Origin of the sequence: Streptomyces sp. CA-111067 (genome assembly GCF_050956065.1) — a bacterium.
Lineage (GTDB): Bacteria > Actinomycetota > Actinomycetes > Streptomycetales > Streptomycetaceae > Actinacidiphila.
Genome location: NZ_CP192103.1, coordinates 7,147,876 through 7,164,909, shown reverse-complemented (window position 1 = coordinate 7,164,909; position 17,034 = coordinate 7,147,876). Strand labels below are relative to the sequence as shown.

The window sequence follows — 17,034 nt, the reverse complement described above, 5'->3', positions numbered from 1 at the left end:
CGAAAACGCCCTGAAGTGCGCGGATCTTCCCGCAGCACGGTGTTGTCTGCCGCCTCGGCGCACACGGCGCTCCGGCAAATCTGTGGCCTGCGTGCCGCTCAGTCGGTGGCGGCGGCGGGCGCGGGGACCCCGAGGTCCTCGTCGAGCCCGCCGGGGGTGGTGGGTGGCAACTGCTCGCGCAGCTCGGTGATGGCCCTCTCGAAGTCCTCGAGCGAGTCGAACGCGCGGTACACCGAGGCGAACCGCATGTACGCGACCAGGTCGAGATCCTGGAGCGGGCCGAGTATGGCCAGTCCCACGTCGTGGGTGGACAGCTCGGCGCTGCCGGTGGCCCTGACCGCTTCCTCGACGCGCTGCCCGAGCTGGGCGAGGGCGTCCTCGGTGACGGGGCGGCCCTGGCACGCCTTGCGCACGCCGGCGATCACCTTGTTCCGGCTGAACGGCTCGGTCACGCCACTGCGCTTGATCACCATCAGCGACGCGGTCTCCACGGTGGTGAAGCGTCGACCGCAGTCGGGGCACTGGCGCCGGCGGCGGATCGAGGCTCCGTCGTCGGTGGTGCGGCTGTCCACGACACGGCTGTCGGGGTGCCGGCAGAAGGGGCAGTGCACGGTTCCCACTCCCTCCCCCAGCCCATGGCTGGGCACACGACGAACAGGCCTCTACGGGCCGTCGCGGCCCCCTGAAGCTATTTCAATCATAGCGGCGAGACCACAACTTGTGGGCGCCGGGGCCTATCCAACCACTAGATGTGGTGCGGAGGAGCCAACACCGCGAATCAGCGTGTCGTGCGGCGCGTCGGAGCCGAGCGTAGGGGAAGCGGGCGCGCGGCACGCCGTGGGGGCGCCGGTGACACACTGGAGAGGGCCTGGTACCGGAGAGTCGCCGGGGGCGGACGGCCGGCCGCGACATCCATCATGCAATCGAACTTCCATTCGATGGATACACCCGATACCTTGATCACGTCAGCGGATTTATGCAAATTCACTCGAACGTGTGTTTGGCGCAACCTTTCGAAACCCACTACCGTTGTACTAACTGCCCGCGGCTGCGAAGCGGGCCTCCCGCAGTCCGTGCGGTGGGAGAACATCTCGAAAGGGGCCGCCTTGACCACCACCGCAGAGAGCGCCACAGCCACATTGACCGACCATGACCGCTCACCGGATGGAATCGGCCCGTTGGACGTGACGAACGAAGAGAACCCCCCGAAGCCGGCACGCTCGCTTCCCGGACGGCCCCCGGGTATTCGCGCCGACAGCTCGGGACTGACCGAACGGCAGCGCCGGGTCATCGAGGTCATCAGGGACTCGGTGCAGCGGCGCGGATATCCGCCGTCGATGCGCGAGATCGGCCAGGCCGTCGGATTGTCCAGCACGTCTTCTGTGGCCCATCAGTTGATGGCCCTGGAGCGGAAGGGCTTTCTGCGCCGCGATCCGCATCGGCCGCGGGCATACGAGGTCCGCGCCTCCGAGGCCGGCCATCCGCAGCCGACCGACACCTCGGGCAAGCCGTCGGCCTCCTACGTGCCGCTCGTCGGCCGGATCGCGGCGGGCGGCCCGATCCTCGCCGAGGAGTCGGTCGAGGACGTCTTCCCGCTGCCCCGGCAACTGGTCGGCGACGGCGAGCTGTTCGTCCTCAAGGTGGTCGGCGACTCGATGATCGAGGCGGCGATCTGCGACGGCGACTGGGTGACGGTACGGCGCCAGCCCGTGGCCGAGAACGGCGACATCGTGGCGGCCATGCTGGAGGGCGAGGCCACGGTGAAGCGGTTCAAGCGGGACAACGGCCATGTGTGGCTGCTCCCGCACAACGCCGCCTACCAGCCGATTCCTGGTGACGATGCCACCATCCTCGGCAAGGTGGTCGCGGTGCTGCGTCGGATCTGACGCCCTTGCGACCGGGCCCCGGGACCACTGCGCCGGTCCCGGGGCCCCGCCATGCCCTCAGGCCGTCGTCGCGGCCGTCACCTCGGACCCCGCCGTCGCCTCGGACTCGGCCGCGGCTTCAGTCCCGGCCGCGGCCTCGACTGCGGCCTCCACAGCGGCTTCGGCCTCGGCAACGGCCTCCGTCTTGGGCGCCGCCGGCGTCTTCGCCGCCGCGTCGATCGCCGCGAGCGAGCGCCGCACCTGGTTGCGGTCGGTGGTGTACCACAGGCCCGGCATGGAGGACCGCAGGAAGCTGCCGTAACGGGCGTTGGCCAGCCGCGGGTCGAGCACCGCCACCACGCCCCGGTCGCCCATCGCCCTGATCAGCCGGCCGGCCCCCTGGGCCATCAGCAGCGCGGCATGGGTGGCCGCCACCGCCATGAAGCCGTTGCCGCCGCGCTCCTCCACCGACTTCTGCCGCGCGCTCATCAGCGGGTCGTCGGGGCGCGGGAACGGGATCCGGTCCATCACCACCAACTGGCAGTTCACGCCCGGCACATCCACCCCCTGCCACAGCGACAGCGTGCCGAACAGGCACGTCTCCGCGTCCTGCGAGAAGGTCTTGATCAGCTCGCCGAGGGTCTCCTCGCCCTGGAGAAGCACCGGGTGCTTCAGCCGCCCGCGCATCGCCTCCGCCGCCGCCTGGGCGCCGCGCATCGACGAGAACAGTCCGAGCGTCCGGCCGCCGGCCGCCTCGATCAGCTCGGCGAGCTCGTCGAGCATGTCCTCCCGGCTGGAGTCCCTGCCGGGCTGCGCGAGATGCCGGGCGACGTACAGGATGCCCTGCTTGCGGTAGTCGAAGGGCGAGCCGACGTCGATGCCCTTCCAGGGCGGCACGTCCTCGCCCTCGGTGCCCTCGGGGGCCAGCCCGAGCGAGGCGGCCACCCCGTTGAAGTCGCCGCCCAGCTTGAGGGTGGCCGAGGTGAGGACCACCGAGCGCTCCGGGAACAGCTTCTCGCGCAGCAGCCCCGACACGTTCAGCGGAGCGACCCGCAGCGAGGCCCCGAAGCGGTCGTGCCGCTCGCACCACACCACGTCGTACTCCGAGCCCAGCAGCAGCCGTTCGCTGACCTCGTGGACGTGCTCCACCGCGGCGAGCGCCTGCTTGCGCACCGCGTCCTCGTCCTGCACCGACTTGTCGCGGGTGTCGCCCAGGGCGGTGATCACCTGCCGGCAGGCGTCACGCAGCGCGGCGAGCACGTATCCCAGGTCCTCCGGGATCTCCTCCAGCCGTCCGGGCAGCGCCAGTTCCATCACCCGCTCGAAGCCCTCGCCGGCGCTCAGCAGGGAATCCGCGGCCTTCTCGTTGACCAGCCGGGAGGCGCGCTTCACCGCCCGGTTGACGTTGCCCGGGCTGAGCTCGCCGGTGGCGACTCCGGTGACCCGCGAGACCAGCTCGTGCGCCTCGTCGATGATCAGCACTTCGTGGCTGGGCAGTACGGGGGCGCCCTCGATCGCGTCGATCGCGAGCAGCGCGTGGTTGGTGACCACCACGTCGGCCAGCTTGGCCTGCTCCCGGGCGGCCTCGGCGAAGCACTCCGCGCCATAGGCGCACTTGGTGGCGCCCAGGCACTCGCGGGAGGTGACCGACACCTGGCTCCAGGCCCGGTCGGAGACGCCGGGGGTGAGGCCGTCGCGATCGCCGGTCTCGGTCTCGTCGGCCCAGTCGCGCATCCGCAGCAGGTCCTGGCCGAGCTTGCTGGTGGGCGCCGCCGCCTCGAACGGGTCGAAGAGGCCGTCCTCCTCGTCCTGCGGCACGCCCTCGTGCAGCCGGTGCAGGCACAGGTAGTTCGAGCGGCCCTTGAGCATCGCGTACTGCGGCTCGCGGCGCAGCAGCGGCCGCAGCGCCTGCACGGTGCGCGGCAGGTCGCGCTCGACCAGCTGGCGCTGGAGGGCGAGGGTGGCGGTGGCCACCACCACCTTCTCGCCGTGGGCGAGTGCGGGCACCAGGTAGCCCAGCGACTTTCCGGTGCCGGTGCCCGCCTGGACGAGCAGATGGGACTGGTCGTCCACGGCGGCCTCGACGGCTTGGGCCATGGTGACCTGACCGGCCCGCTCCAGGCCGCCGACGGCGGTGACGGCGGCATGCAGCAGGTCGGTGAGCGCGGGTGGTGGTGTGGCAGTCATAGGGAGGCCAGCCTAAGGCCGCCCACTGACAGCCGGGTCCGGATCCGGGCGGTGACGGGCATCCAGGCGGTCAGGGGCATCAGGGCGCTCAGGGGCAGTGCAGCGGGTTGGGGACGGTGCCGTGTACGGCGGCGTGCGGGCGCTGGGCCCGGTCCCGGTAGCCGTCCAGATGCAGCCGGTTGCGGTTCAGGCACAGCCGCTCGATCCGCGGGGTGAGCAGGTCGAACATCGCGAAGCGGTCCTTGAGCTCGGGAAAGCGCTCCTGGTGGCGCAGGATCTCCTCGCGTGCCAGAAGCCAGAAATCGGCTTCGGGAACGTCCATCCGGGCCTCGCAGATCGGCGCGAGATAGCGCAGGACGCCGACGAAGAGCCCGGAGTGGATGAACTGGGTGAGGAATCCGGCGGGTTCCGTCAGCAGCACCGCGCGGACGTCATCCGGGAGGGTGAGGTGTTCCGGCAGCGGTTCCGCGCAGATGTTGACGTCGTCGACGAAGTCCTTCACCGCGAGCCGCACCGGAATGTCGTGCTCGTCGTAGACCACGATGGCGTTTTCCCCGTGCGGGGAGAAGACCGTGCCGTACCGGTAGAGGAAGTGCAGCAGCGGCGGGAGAACGGCCGCGAACAGATGCCGCAGCCAGGCGCGCGGCGCGATACCGGAACGCTCCACCAGTTCCGCCGTGAACGAATGCCCGGCCGGATCGGTGTGCAGCAGCGCGGCGAGAGTACGGGCCCGCTCCCCCGGGTCGAGCTGCCCGGCCACCGGTTCGCGCCAGATGCAGCCGAGCAGTTCGCGGTATTGGTACGGGACCGTGGGCAGCCGGTCGTACTGCGGGTGTTCGACGGTGACGGAGGCGACCTCGCCGAGCAGGATCACCCGGGTCTCGTCCCGCAGGAAGTCGTCGCCGTCACGCAGTGCCTGCACCCATGAGGTGACCGCGGGGGCGGCCAGGGTGCGTTCCGTGGGCAGACCGCGCCACACGAGGGTGTTGAGGACGGACAGCGGCAGCTTGACCGTACGGCGCCGCGGATGGCTGGTGTTCAGGAAGGTGCGGATCGACTGCTGGGGCAGCCGCAGGTCGTTGTCAGTGGTGAGTCGGATGATGGATCCGTCGGCGATCGCGGCGGCGAAGAGCGGGGCGATCATCTGGTCCCACTGCCAGGGGTGGACGGGCAGCAGCAGGTAGTCGGCCGGGTCGAGGTGCCGGTCGGCGAGGGTGTGGTGGAAGGTGTCGAGCGTGGCGGGCGGGAGTTCTTCCGCGTAGAGCAGATCGGGGGTGGGCAGGGCGGCGGTACCGCGGTACCGCGCCATCCGGCGGTGGACGGCGATCCACGGCAGCCGGTGCTGCTTGCGGGCTTCGGGCGCCCAGCGGGCCGCGTCGGCGTCCGAGAAGCCGATCCGCCCTTTGTTGGCGACGAGCCAGGGGTGGCCGGTCTGGTGTCCTTCGAGTTCGGCGTAGTCGAGGTCGGCGAGCTCGGCGGCGGTCAGCGCGGTGGTGTCGAGCCGTACGTCGGCGCTGATCGTGGCGAGCAGCTCTTTGATCAGGTGCCCGGTGGTGTCGCCGCTCAGGCCCAGCACGCCGTCGTGGCCGTACCGCAGGAAGTGCAGCGGGTCGCCGGTGGGGGTGATGCTGTCCGCGTCCACGTACCAGCTGCCGTAGGAGCCGCGCCGGGCGTGGAAGCGGTAGGTGACGTCGCCGCCGAGCGGCAGGCGGTAGGCCGTGCCGCCGCGCTCGGGTTCCGGCTCGGGGGCGATCACCTCCTCATAGGCGAACTCGGCGAGCAGCTTCGCCAGCAGGCGCCGGGCCGCGCGCTGCCAGGCGGCGGAGGAGGACGGTGGTGCGGTGGTCACGGTGGGCTCCTGCGAGGGGACCGGAGGGCAGGCAGAAAGGGAGGACGCGGGCGGGGCCCGGCGCGGAACACGGTCGGGGCTCAGAGCAGGTGGCGCAGCGCGCGGTCGCGGATCATCAGCGCGGCCCGCTTGCCGGGAAGTTCGACCTCGCCGTACAGCCGGAAGCCGGCGGTCAGGAAGGCCGCCACGGAGGGCGTGTTCCGCAGATCCGGCTCCGCGATCACCCTGGAGCAGCCCGGCCGGTTGTCGAGCACCAGGTCGCACACGGTGCGCAGCAGGGTGCCGCCCAGGCCGCGGGCCCGGTCGGCGACGCCACCGATGAGCAGGTGCACCCCGATGTCCTGCGGCCGGGCCGGGTAGTGCCGGGCGAGCGGGTCCAGGTCGGAGCGGTAGATCTCCCAGTAGCTCATCGGCGTGCCGTCGAGCACCCCCAGGCACGGCACGCTCCGCCCGTCCCCCTCGGTCTGCGGGCGCAGGTGCTTCTCGGTGACGCCGGGGCCGCCCGCCAGCTCCCAGAACTCCGCGACGGCCGGATCGTTCATCCACCGGCTGACCAGTTCGAGGTCGCGTTCGACCACGACCGGCACCAGCCGGAAGGCGCCGGCGGCCGTGGCCGCCGCGGGCCAGCCGGCGACGTGCCCGACCAGTCCCGGCGGGGCGGATTCGTCGGCCTCCTCCGGCACGGTGTCGGCGAAGAGGGCGAGGATCTCGGGGGTCAGCTTCAGATCGAGGGTGTCCTCGGTACTGGAGTCGGCTGTTGGCAACGCGGCCCCTTCCTCTCCTGGGTGGCGCCGCGGGTCAGACGGCCAGCGGGTTGGGCATGGTGACGTAGACGGACTGGGTGTCGACCGGGCCGACGAGTTCGTCCATCCCGTGCAGCCGGGTCAGCAGGTTGGCCTTGCCGCGCAGCTCCGGGCTGCTGAGCAGCCGTTCCGGCAGGCTGCTGCGGATGCCGGCGGGCTCGGCCGCCGCCCGGCCGAGGAAGCGGCGGAAGGCGGCGAGCAGCACCCGCTCGTCGGCGAGCCGCTGCGAGCCGAAGGCCCCGATCAGGCCGAGGACGTTGTTGATGCCCAGGTAGTAGGCGAACCGCTCGTCGGCGATCGCGTCGCTGACGAAGGTGTCGCTGTCGGCGCCGATGCCCGGCAGCCGCCGGTCCAGCTCCGCCCGGTGCGACTCGCGGAAGTAGTACCCCTGGTTGTCGCGGTAGCGGCCGCCGGACGGCCAGCCGGCCGCGTCCAGCAGGACCAGGGTGTTCTGCTGGTGGGCTTCCAGCGCGATGCCCGCCGCGCCGTCCAGCCACAGCACCGGCCGCACCACGGCGTCCAGGTAGCGCAGGAACCACTCGGTGGCCACGGCCGTGGCGGCGCGGCCGGTGCTGCCGGCGAGCCGCGCGACGAGCACCGCGAGCCGCGAGCGCATCTCCGGGGCCGGGACACCGGGCCAGGGGCGCGGCGAGGTCAGTCCGGCCACGCAGTGCGCCTGGTCGCCGGCACCGAACGGGCTGTGCCTGAGCACCACGTCGAGCCCGCTGACCGGCAGCCCGTCCGCCGAGTTCACCGCCAGCCAGGCGGGGTCGCGCACGATGTCGAACGCCGGGTGGACGGCCTGCCACTGTGCGGCGAGGCCGCCGCGCAGCAGCCGGTGCACCTCGGTGCCGCGGCGGAGTTCCTTGCGCAGGTTCTCCCGGCGGGAGTTGGTGATCCGGACGCCCAGCGACAGTTTGAGCATCGCCGGCGATCCGGGCCGGTAGACGGTACGGACCGAGGAGGTGGGGTGCCACGGCTCGCCGAGCGGCCCCAGGTCGTGCAGGAGCCCGGCGTCGAACAGCGTCCGCACGCCGGGCCGGTGCCGGATGTCGGCGGCCTGCCAGGGGTGCAGCGGTAGCGGCGCGGTGCCATCGGGGCAGCTCAGGCCGGGTCCGGCCAGAGTGGTCAGCAGATCGGTGGCGGACACGGGCCGGCCGCGTTCGGTCCAGGCGGAGTCCGAGGCGAGCAGCGCGTGGTCGACGGCGAACCAGTGCAGCGGGAATGAGCCGCGCGCCTCGGGTGAGTACGCGGCGCTCTCGCCGTCGCTGAGCCCTTCGCGGCTCTTGGGCGCCGGATGCAGCGGGTGCCCGAAGATCAGCGCCTGCTCGGAGTCGAGGAAGGGCAGGGTGGGGTCGGCGCGGCCGGGCCGCTCGCGCCGTTCCTCGATGAAGCGGGCGGTCCGGCGGACCGAGTCGGCCACCCGGGAGACCAGTCCGGCGCCCTCGGCGGGATCGCCGCCCACCTCGCGGGCCAGCAGCGAGGCGAGCGCGACGGCGCTCAGCGGTGTGCCGTCGGCGGTGGCGAGCCGGGCCGGCCCGAACCGGTGGTGCCCGGCGGGCGACCAGTGGTGGACGTCCGTCTGCGCCTCGGTGCCGCTGGCCGCCAGCGGGATCCGCAGCAGGCCGTCGGCCGGCTGGGTCAGGCCCGTCTCGCGTACCCAGCAGCGCAGCAGGTTCTCGGTGCCCGCGGCCTCGGCGACGTCGTACGCGGCGGCTCTCTCCAGCGGGTCGGGGCCGGCGGCCGTACGGGCGCGCTGCGGCGGCACGAGGCCGCTGCCGGCCGGGTCGGACGGGCCGGTCGGCGAGGAGGCGGGAGGACCGGGGTCCACGCGAGCGGTCATGCCAGAACTCCACTTGTCGGTACGGCCCGTGCGGCCTCGATGGCCCCGGCCAGCCGGTCGAGCACGGCCTCGGCCTGCTCGTCGGTGATGGTCAGCGGCGGCAGCAGCCGGATGACGCCGGCGTGCCTGCCGCCCAGTTCGACGATCAGGCCGCGGCGCAGCGCCTCGTGCTGGACCCGGGAGGCGAGTCGGGGGTCGGCGGGCAGGGCGCCGTAGTCGTCGGGTTCGGCCTCGGTGTCCACGAGTTCGACGCCGATCATCAGGCCGCGGCCCCGTACGTCACCGATACAGGCGTGGTGCGCGGACAGCCCGCGCAGCCTGCTGAGCATGCGGGAGCCGATCGCCTCCGCCCGCTCGTGCAGCGCGTTGTCCCGTACGAAGCGCAGGGTGGCGGTGCCCGCGGCCATGGCGAGCTGGTTGCCGCGGAAGGTGCCCGTGTGGGCGCCGGGCTGCCAGCCGTCCAGCTCCTCGCGGTAGACGATCACCGCGAGCGGCAGGCTGCCGCCGATGGCCTTGGACAGCACCATGACGTCGGGCACGATGCCGCTGCGCTCGACCGCCCAGAAGGTGCCGGTCCTGCCGACGCCGGTCTGCACCTCGTCCACGATCAGCGGGATGCCGCGGGACTCGGTGATCTCCCGCATCCGGCGCAGCCAGCCGTCGGGCGCCGGGATGACGCCGCCCTCGCCCTGCACCGCTTCGAGCAGCATGGCGGCGGGCGGCTGCACACCGCCCTTGGGGTCGTCCAGCAGATGCGCGGTCCACCGGGCGCCGATCTCCGCGCCGCGGTCACCGCCGATGCCGAACGGGCAGCGGTAGTCGTACGGATACGGCAGCCGGGTGACACGCGCGTCGGCCTCCGCGACCGGGGCCCGTACGGCGGTGTCACCCGTTGCGGCGAGTGCGCCCGCCGTCATGCCGTGGTAGGCGCCGGAGAACGCCAGCAGGCCGCCGCGCCCGGTGGCGATGCGGGTGAGTTTGATCGCGGCCTCGACGGCGTCGGTGCCGGCCGGGCCGCAGAACTGGATCCGGCCGTGCTCCGCGAGTTGCGGCGGCAGCGTCTCGAACAGGGCTGTGGTGAAGGCGTCCTTGACCGGGGTGGCGAGATCGAGGACATGCAGCGGGGCGCCGGAGTCGAGGACGCCTCTGATGGCATCGAGGACGACCGGGTGGTTGTGGCCGAGCGCGAGCGTGCCGGCGCCGGAGAGGCAGTCGAGGTAGCGGCGGCCGTCGGCGCCCTCCACGGTCATCCCCCGGGCGCGGACCGGCACCACGGGCAGCGACCGCGCATAGGTGCGTGCCGCGGACTCGCGCTGCGCCTGTCTGCGCAGGACTCCCTCCGCCATCGTGAAGTCGTCGGCTGAGGCCCCGAGTTGTCCGGGCGCGCTCGAAATGGCGGCCACGTGCTCTCCCCTCCCGGTCGGCGTGCGGGCATATCGTCCCCATCCGTTCTAACGACGCCGCGACGGCCCGATCACGGGCGGTACGCAGAACTTTCGGGCCGGGAACCGGTGGTGGCCGCCGATCGTCCATCACACCGACGGCGCACAGGACGCCGTGCCGGTGCGGCCGCTCGGCGGCGCCGGCTTCCGCAGGACCCTGCACAGATTTCTCGGGGGACGTCGTTCATGGCATCCATACGCAGACCAGCCGTGGCCCTAGCGGCGGCCCTACTGCTGGCGGGCACCGCCACCGCATGCGGTTCGTCTGGGGGCTCGTCGAACGACGCAAAGCCGGCCGCCTCGACGACCGCGAGCAGCAGCCATGGACTGCCCACGTCCTTCCCCACCAGCCTGAACGACCTGAAGAAGTGGGAGCAGGCGTACAAGGACGGTGCCTGGAAGGACTGGGACAAGTCCAACTGGCTGCGCAAGGCGGCGGATTTCGTCAATCCGGTGATCAAGGGCCTGTGGAGTGACGACCGCATGCAGCACGCCGACCAGAGCGACAAGCAGGTCCCGGCAGATGTCTCGGCCGACCTGGGCAGGACGGACCCGGCGCCGCCGCCGGTGCAGGCACAGAAGGTCTCCGCGCCTTACCACGACAACGCGCCCGGTGTCGGAAAGCTGTTCTTCGACAGCCCCAAGGGCTCGATGGTCTGCTCCGCCACGGTGGTGCAGGACCCGGCGCATCCCGGCAAGTCGAACCTGGTGTGGACGGCCGGGCACTGCGTGCACGCGGGCGCGGCCGGCGGCTGGTACCGGAACATCGCCTTCGTGCCTGCCTACAACGACGGCGCGGCGAGCACCGCGGCGCTGAAGGGCGCGCAGCGTGACGTGCTGGCGCCGTACGGGGTGTTCTGGGCCGACTGGGCGAGCACCTCCGACCAGTGGATCAGCACCGGCGCGGAGTCCGGCGGCAGCGGCTCGCCGTACGACTTCGCGGTGCTGCACGTGGAGCCGAAGAAGGGGTCGAGCGGCAAGTCGCTGGAGGAGACCGTGGGTTCGGCGATGCCGGTCTGGTTCGGCGCTCCCTCGGCGAAGACCGTCGGCACCATCGGCGCGTGGGGATACCCGGCGGCGCCGCCGTTCGACGGCCAGCGGATGTACGACTGCACCGGGCGCTCCGGGCGGCTGTCGCTGAACGCGCAGGCGCCCACCGAGTACCGGCTCGGCTGCACCATGACGGCGGGTTCGTCCGGCGGCGGCTGGTTCGCCAGGCAGCCGGACGGCAAGACCGCGCTGATCAGCAACACGTCGATCGGCCCGGTGACCAGTACCTGGCTGGCCGGGCCCTATCTGGGCGCCGACGCCAAGAAGGTCTTCGACGGGGTGAGCGCGAAGTTCCGCTGAGGTATGGGCGCTGAGGTACTAGTGCTGAGGCACGAGTAAGGGCCCGCCTCCAGGAGGCGGGCCCTTACTCATCCGGTCAGTGCCGGGTGGCCAGCGTGAACGGGGCCAGCTCGGCGGCCAGTTCCTCGTGCACCCGCACGGTGAGCAGCGTGCCGTCCCCGGTGTGCTCCTCGGAGAGGACCTCACCGGCGGCGTGCACCCGGGAGACCAGCCCGCCGTGGGTGTACGGCACCAGGGCCTCGACCTCGACGTCCGGCCGCGGCAGTTCCTCGTCGAGGATCCGCAGCAGCTCGTCGAAGCCCTGACCGGTACGGGCGGACACCGCGATGGCGTGCTTCTCGTTGCGCAGCAGCCGCTGCAGCACCAGCGGGTCTGCCGCGTCCGCCTTGTTGACCACCACGATCTCGGGCACGTCGAGCGCGCCGACATCGCGGAACACCTCGCGGACAGCCGCGAGCTGCTCCTCCGGCACCGGGTGCGAGCCGTCCACCACGTGCAGGATCAGGTCGGCGTCCGCGACCTCCTCCATGGTGGAGCGGAACGCCTCGACCAGGTGGTGCGGCAGATGCCGGACGAATCCGACGGTGTCGGCCAGCGTGTACAGCCGGCCGCCCGGGGTCTCGGCCCGGCGCACGGTCGGGTCCAGGGTGGCGAACAGCGCGTTCTCCACCAGGACGCCGGCACCGGTGAGCCGGTTGAGCAGCGAGGACTTGCCCGCGTTGGTGTAGCCGGCGATGGCCACCGACGGCACCTTGTGCCGCTTGCGCTCCTGCCGCTTGAGGTCGCGGCTGGTCTTCATCGCCGCGATCTCCCGGCGCATCTTCGCCATCTTCTCGCGAATCCGCCGCCGGTCGGTCTCGATCTTGGTCTCACCGGGACCACGGGTGGCCATGCCGCCGCCCGAGGAGCCGGAGCCACCGCCACCCATCTGCCGGGACAGCGACTGGCCCCAGCCGCGCAGCCTCGGCAGCATGTACTGCATCTGTGCCAGTGACACCTGCGCCTTGCCCTCACGGGACTTGGCGTGCTGGGCGAAGATGTCAAGGATCAGGGCGGTGCGGTCCACCACCTTGACCTTGACGACGTCCTCCAGGTGGATGAGCTGGCCGGGGCTCAGCTCACCGTCGCAGACCACGGTGTCGGCGCCGGTCTGCACGACGATGTCGCGCAGCTCCTGCGCCTTGCCCGAGCCGATGTACGTGGCCGGGTCCGGCTTGTCGCGGCGCTGGATCACGCCGTCCAGGACGACCGCGCCCGCGGTCTCGGCGAGCGCGGCCAGCTCGGCGAGCGAGTTCTCCGCGTCGTCGACGGTGCCCGAGGTCCACACGCCGACGAGCACCACGCGCTCCAGCCGCAGCTGGCGGTACTCGACCTCGGTGACGTCCTCGAGTTCGGTGGAGAGTCCGACGACCCGGCGCAGAGAGGCACGGTCCGAGCGCTCCAGCTGGTCGCCGTCGCGCTCCCCGTCGATCTCATGACTCCAGGCGACGTCCTCTTCCATCAGGGCGTCGGCCCGAAGGCTCTCGGGGAGGCGCTGGCGGGCGTCAGAAGAGGAAGAAGAGGTGGAGGTCATTGGATCCTTTGGTCGTACGGTCAGAAGTCGGACGCTTGTTTCACGCCCTCACTACGATGGTCGCACGCCCGGCACGTACGGTCACGTGGGTTTCGCCGCGGGTGTCCGCCGGTCCGGGCGCGAGCGCTGGGCACCGGCGCCCGGCACGGTCAGTGCTCGCCGTCGAGGGCGGCGGCCGACCGCGCGCGGTAGACGTCGTAGACACCGGGCACCGCGCGCATCGCGCGCATCAGTCCCGTCAGCGCGCCGGGATCGGTCAGCTCCATGGTGTACGTGTGGCGGACCCGGTGCTCCTGCGGCGGTTCCACGTCGGCCGAGACGATGCTGATGCCCTGGGCGGCGATGGCCTCGGTCAGGTCGGCGAGCAGCCTGGGGCGGCTGAGCGCCTCGGCGAGCACGGTGGCCCGGTAGCCGTGGGCGGGAGTGCCGTCGCGCCAGCGGACGGGCACCGGGCTCCGGCCTGTGGCGGTCATCCGGGCGGTGGTGGAGCACTCGGCGCGGTGCACGGCCACGGTGCCGCCGCGGATGACGAACCCGGTCACGTCGTCGGGCGGCACGGGGGTGCAGCACCTGGCGAGCCGGACGGGCGCGCCGGGCAGGTCGGTGACGGCCACGGGTTCCGCGGCCGGTGCGCCGGCCCCGGCGGGGGTGGGCCGGACCGGCGGGGCGTCGGGCTGGTGGGGCTCAGCCGGCGCGGGGTGCTGCTCCAGCCACCGGGTGATGGCGATCCGAGCGGCGGGCGTGGCGGCGTGCTCCAACCAGTCGGCGGCCGGCCCGGAGGCCGCGGTGTCGTCCATCAGCAGCTGGAGCGTGTCGCCGTCGCGCAACCGGGTGCCGAGCGGTGCCAGCCGCCCGTTCACCCGGACGCCGATACAGCTGTGGCCCTGCTCGCCGTGCACGGCGAAGGCGGCGTCCACACAGCTGGCCCCCGCGGGCAGCCGGATGGTGCCGGAGGCGTCGGTGCCCTCCGCGGTGAAGACGGTGATCTCGCGGTCCTGGGCGAGGTCGTCGCGCAGCGCGGACCAGAAGGTGTCGGCGTCGGGCGCCGCGCGCTGCCACTCCAGCAGCCGGGCGAGCCAGCCGGGCTGGGTGGGGTCCACCCTCCCCCAGCCGTCGGCGGATGACGCCGGGTCGCCCTCGGCGGGCGGCGCGGTGTCGGCGGCGGCGTGCGGGTCGCCGAGCGAGATCACGCCGGCCTCCGCCACCCGGTGCATCCGCCGGGTGCGGACCAGGACTTCGGCGATCCGGCCCTGGTCGTCGGCGATGGCGGTGTGCAGCGACTGGTACAGGTTGAACTTGGGCGCGGCGATGAAGTCCTTGAACTCGGCGATCACCGGGGTGAAGCAGGTGTGCAGCTCGCCCAGTACGGCGTAGCAGTCGGCGTCCTCGGCGACCAGCACCAGCAGCCGGCCGAAGTCACAGCCGCCGAGTTCCCCGCCGCCGCGCTTGAGCAGCACGCGGTGCACGGAGACGGCGTGCCGCGGCCGGATCGCCACCTCGGCGGCGATGTCCGCCTCGCGCAGCACCTTGCGCAGGTCCTCGGCGATGGCGGCGAGCAGGTCGGGGCCCTCGGCGTTGGCCGCGATCATCTCCTGGGTGCGGGCGTGCTCCTCGGGGTGCAGGATCGCGAAGACCAGGTCTTCGAGCTCGGTCTTGAGCGCCTGCACGCCGAGCCGCTCGGCCAGCGGGATCAGCACGTCCCGGGTGACCTTGGCGATCCTGACCTGCTTCTCGGGGCGCATCACGCCCAGGGTGCGCATGTTGTGCAGCCGGTCGGCGAGTTTGATCGACATCACCCGGACGTCGCTGCCGGTGGCGACCAGCATCTTGCGGAAGGTCTCGGGCTCGGCGGCGGCGCCGTAGTCCACCTTCTCCAGCTTGGTGACCCCGTCGACCAGGTAGCAGACCTCCTCGCCGAACTGCTCGCGCACCTGATCGAGGGTCACCTCGGTGTCCTCGACGGTGTCGTGCAGCAGGGACGCGGTCAACGTGGTGGTCTCCGCGCCGAGTTCGGCCAGGATCAGGGTGACGGCGAGCGGGTGGGTGATGTACGGCTCGCCGCTCTTGCGGGTCTGGCCGCGGTGCGAGGACTCGGCGAGCACGTACGCCCGCCGCAGCGTCTCGATGGCCTCGGCCCCCGCCCGCGGATGTCGGGCCCTGTGCACTTTCGTCAGGTGCTCGATCGCGTCCGGCACCCGGTCCTTGCCGCCGGGCCCGAGCAGTGCCGCGCGTCCCAGCCGGAGCAGGCCGATCCGGCGCAGCCCGCGGCGGCGGGCCTCGGCGGTGATCTCGGCGTCTACCGCGTTGTCTGCGCTCATCGGCACCTCCGGCAGCGTGGGCCGGCTGCGGGAGCCTCCACGACCCGTGGGGCCGCGCCGGTGATTGATGCTATCGAGCCCACCACGTGCGGCAGTCACGCTCTCGCCGAGAGTGATCCCCATCACCCGTTCGAGGGATGGTGTGCGGGAGTTCCGGGCGGATAAGGCCGGATCTACACCCGGACAGCGGACGTCAGCGCGCCGGGCCTGCGGCCGTCAACACGGGATCGACGACGCCCTCGGCGAGGATGAGGGCGGGCCCGGTCATGTCGATCCGGCCGTCGGTGCCCTCGGTGATCACCAGCCGGCCGCCGGGGACGTCCACGGTGTACGTGACGGGCCGGCCGGTGGCGGCGGGGTCGAGCCCGTCCCGGCGGGCGGCGGCGACCATCACCGCGCAGGCGCCGGTGCCGCAGGAGCGGGTCTCGCCCGAGCCGCGCTCGTGGACCCGCAGGGCCACGTGGCGGGGGCCGCGGTCGACGACGAACTCGACGTTGGTACCGGCCGGGTAGGCCGATGCGGGCGCCACCACGGGGGCCTCGTAGAGGTTTCCTGCCTGGCCGAGGTCGTCAACGAAGACGACGGCGTGCGGATTGCCCATGTCCACGTGCAGCGCGGGCCAGCTGCGGTCGCCCACCGTGACGGTGACGGCGCCCTCGGGGAAGGCGGCGCGGCCCATGCCGACGGTGATGTCGCCCGGCGTGCCGTCCTCGGTGTCCTTGCCGATGTGCACCTCGCGCACTCCGGCGCGGGTGGCCACCGCCAGGTCGCCGGCGCCGGCGCGGCCGGTGCGCTGCAGGTAGCGGGCGAAGACGCGTACGCCGTTGCCGCACATCTCGGCGATGCTGCCGTCGCTGTTGCGGTAGTCCATGAACCACTCGGCGCGGTCGGCCAGCGCGGCGGCCTCGGGGTGGGCGGCGGAGCGTACGACGCGCAGCAGGCCGTCACCGCCGATGCCGGCCCGGCGGTCGCACAGCAGGGCGACATCGGCGGCGGACAGCTCGAGCAGGCCGTCCGGATCGGGGACGATCACGAAGTCGTTCTCGGTGCCGTGTCCCTTGAGGAAGGCGAGCGGAGGGGTGCCGGAGCGCGCGTCTGTCACAGCTCCGATCGTACGCGGGCGGGCCGCCCGGCGGAGAAGCGGAGGTCAGCGCAGCCGCGCGACGCGCCAGACGGCGAGCACGGCCAGCAGCACGATGAGGGCGGTGTAGCCGGCGACGAACCGCCAGTCGGGGCGGGCGCCGGAGCCGCGGGGCGGCAGGCCCGGCCAGGTCTGCCCGACCCTGCGGGCGGCCATCAGCCCCCAGCCGGCGGCGCAGCAGCACAGCAGCAGGCCGAGCATGGCCACCACAGGACCGGCGTCGCCCGACTCGAAGGCGAGCGGGAAGGCGAACATCAGGGAGCCGCCGACGGCCAGCGCGGTGATCGGGGCGAGTTGCCAGATCCGCAGCCGCCGCGGCGGGCGCAGTTCGCCGAAGGACTGGCCGTCCTCCATGGGCGGGATCGCCTCGATGGAGGCCAGCGGTCCGAGGTCGCTCAGCGCGTCCAAGGACTCCAAGTGCCCCAGGGGGACGAGGGGTTCCGCGGACCCAAGGGGTTCCTGTGACTCGTGCGATTCCAGAGGTGTCCTGGGTTCTGGCACCACGGAGGACTCCGGCGACTCCTGCGGCTGGTCCGAATCCGCCGCTCCGCCGCGCCCGGGTGGGGTGTCGCGTGGGCCGACTGCCATCGCCACGCGCCCTCCCAGAAGTCCGACACCACAGCCTGATGCTCGATGATGGCACGCTCCAACGGCAGGTCCTGG

At 72.4% G+C, this 17,034-nt stretch carries 12 protein-coding genes; 2 read left to right on the top strand and 10 right to left on the bottom strand.

Annotated features, from left to right (window positions below; genetic code table 11):
* Positions 1 to 98: 98 nt before the first annotated feature.
* Positions 99 to 611, bottom strand: a complete 513-nt coding sequence (gene nrdR, locus ACQPW6_RS31860) for a transcriptional regulator NrdR (protein ID WP_433893166.1) — start codon at positions 609 to 611, stop codon at positions 99 to 101.
* Between the two features lie 495 nt (positions 612 to 1,106).
* On the opposite strand from nrdR, the gene lexA reads away from it, so the two are divergent.
* The gene (gene lexA, locus ACQPW6_RS31855; RefSeq protein WP_433893165.1) at positions 1,107 to 1,886 is read left to right on the top strand and encodes a transcriptional repressor LexA; all 780 of its coding nucleotides are present in this window, start codon (positions 1,107 to 1,109) and stop codon (positions 1,884 to 1,886) included.
* Between the two features lie 57 nt (positions 1,887 to 1,943).
* On the opposite strand, the gene ACQPW6_RS31850 is transcribed toward lexA, so the two are convergent.
* From ACQPW6_RS31850 to ACQPW6_RS31830, 5 genes are all read right to left on the bottom strand, one after another.
* Positions 1,944 to 4,052, bottom strand: a complete 2,109-nt coding sequence (locus tag ACQPW6_RS31850) for an ATP-dependent DNA helicase (protein ID WP_433893164.1) — start codon at positions 4,050 to 4,052, stop codon at positions 1,944 to 1,946.
* 88 nt (positions 4,053 to 4,140) lie between these two features.
* A complete protein-coding gene (locus tag ACQPW6_RS31845; protein WP_433893163.1) occupies positions 4,141 to 5,901 on the bottom strand; it encodes an IucA/IucC family protein in 1,761 nt (586 codons plus the stop codon).
* An 80-nt stretch (positions 5,902 to 5,981) separates the two neighbouring features.
* Complete coding sequence (locus tag ACQPW6_RS31840; protein ID WP_433893162.1) at positions 5,982 to 6,665, bottom strand: GNAT family N-acetyltransferase; 684 nt, start codon at positions 6,663 to 6,665, stop codon at positions 5,982 to 5,984.
* Between the two features lie 34 nt (positions 6,666 to 6,699).
* Entirely contained in the window at positions 6,700 to 8,547 is a 1,848-nt protein-coding gene (locus tag ACQPW6_RS31835; protein WP_433893161.1) for an IucA/IucC family protein, read from the bottom strand.
* Entirely contained in the window at positions 8,544 to 9,893 is a 1,350-nt protein-coding gene (locus ACQPW6_RS31830; RefSeq protein WP_433894718.1) for a diaminobutyrate--2-oxoglutarate transaminase, read from the bottom strand. The genes ACQPW6_RS31835 and ACQPW6_RS31830 overlap by 4 nt, the downstream gene beginning before the upstream one ends.
* Positions 9,894 to 10,175: 282 nt before the next feature.
* Here ACQPW6_RS31830 and ACQPW6_RS31825 point away from each other — a divergent pair, with 282 nt between their 5' ends.
* Positions 10,176 to 11,339, top strand: a complete 1,164-nt coding sequence (locus tag ACQPW6_RS31825) for a trypsin-like serine peptidase (protein WP_433893160.1) — start codon at positions 10,176 to 10,178, stop codon at positions 11,337 to 11,339.
* Positions 11,340 to 11,415: 76 nt separating this feature from the next.
* Here the strand turns inward: ACQPW6_RS31825 and hflX are convergent, their stop codons facing one another.
* The 4 genes from hflX to ACQPW6_RS31805 form a co-directional block, all read right to left on the bottom strand.
* Entirely contained in the window at positions 11,416 to 12,912 is a 1,497-nt protein-coding gene (hflX, locus tag ACQPW6_RS31820) for a GTPase HflX (RefSeq protein ID WP_433893159.1), read from the bottom strand.
* 149 nt (positions 12,913 to 13,061) lie between these two features.
* Positions 13,062 to 15,230, bottom strand: coding sequence for a RelA/SpoT family protein (locus ACQPW6_RS31815; protein ID WP_433893158.1), 2,169 nt, complete (start codon positions 15,228 to 15,230; stop codon positions 13,062 to 13,064).
* A 193-nt stretch (positions 15,231 to 15,423) separates the two neighbouring features.
* Positions 15,424 to 16,332, bottom strand: a complete 909-nt coding sequence (gene dapF / locus ACQPW6_RS31810; protein WP_433893157.1) for a diaminopimelate epimerase — start codon at positions 16,330 to 16,332, stop codon at positions 15,424 to 15,426.
* Positions 16,333 to 16,377: 45 nt separating this feature from the next.
* Complete coding sequence (locus ACQPW6_RS31805) at positions 16,378 to 16,959, bottom strand: hypothetical protein (RefSeq protein WP_433893156.1); 582 nt, start codon at positions 16,957 to 16,959, stop codon at positions 16,378 to 16,380.
* Positions 16,960 to 17,034 lie beyond the last annotated feature (75 nt).

Bases quoted from the DNA above. Each gene is read 5' to 3' on its own strand.
- ACQPW6_RS31825 (WP_433893160.1), top strand. From the start codon at position 10,176: ATGGCATCCATACGCAGACCAGCCGTGGCCCTAGCGGCGGCCCTACTG.
- ACQPW6_RS31815 (WP_433893158.1), bottom strand. From the start codon at position 15,230: ATGAGCGCAGACAACGCGGTAGACGCCGAGATCACCGCCGAGGCCCGC.
- ACQPW6_RS31850 (WP_433893164.1), bottom strand. From the start codon at position 4,052: ATGACTGCCACACCACCACCCGCGCTCACCGACCTGCTGCATGCCGCC.
- hflX (WP_433893159.1), bottom strand. From the start codon at position 12,912: ATGACCTCCACCTCTTCTTCCTCTTCTGACGCCCGCCAGCGCCTCCCC.
- ACQPW6_RS31835 (WP_433893161.1), bottom strand. From the start codon at position 8,547: ATGACCGCTCGCGTGGACCCCGGTCCTCCCGCCTCCTCGCCGACCGGC.
- ACQPW6_RS31830 (WP_433894718.1), bottom strand. From the start codon at position 9,893: ATGGCGGAGGGAGTCCTGCGCAGACAGGCGCAGCGCGAGTCCGCGGCA.
- ACQPW6_RS31805 (WP_433893156.1), bottom strand. From the start codon at position 16,959: ATGGCAGTCGGCCCACGCGACACCCCACCCGGGCGCGGCGGAGCGGCG.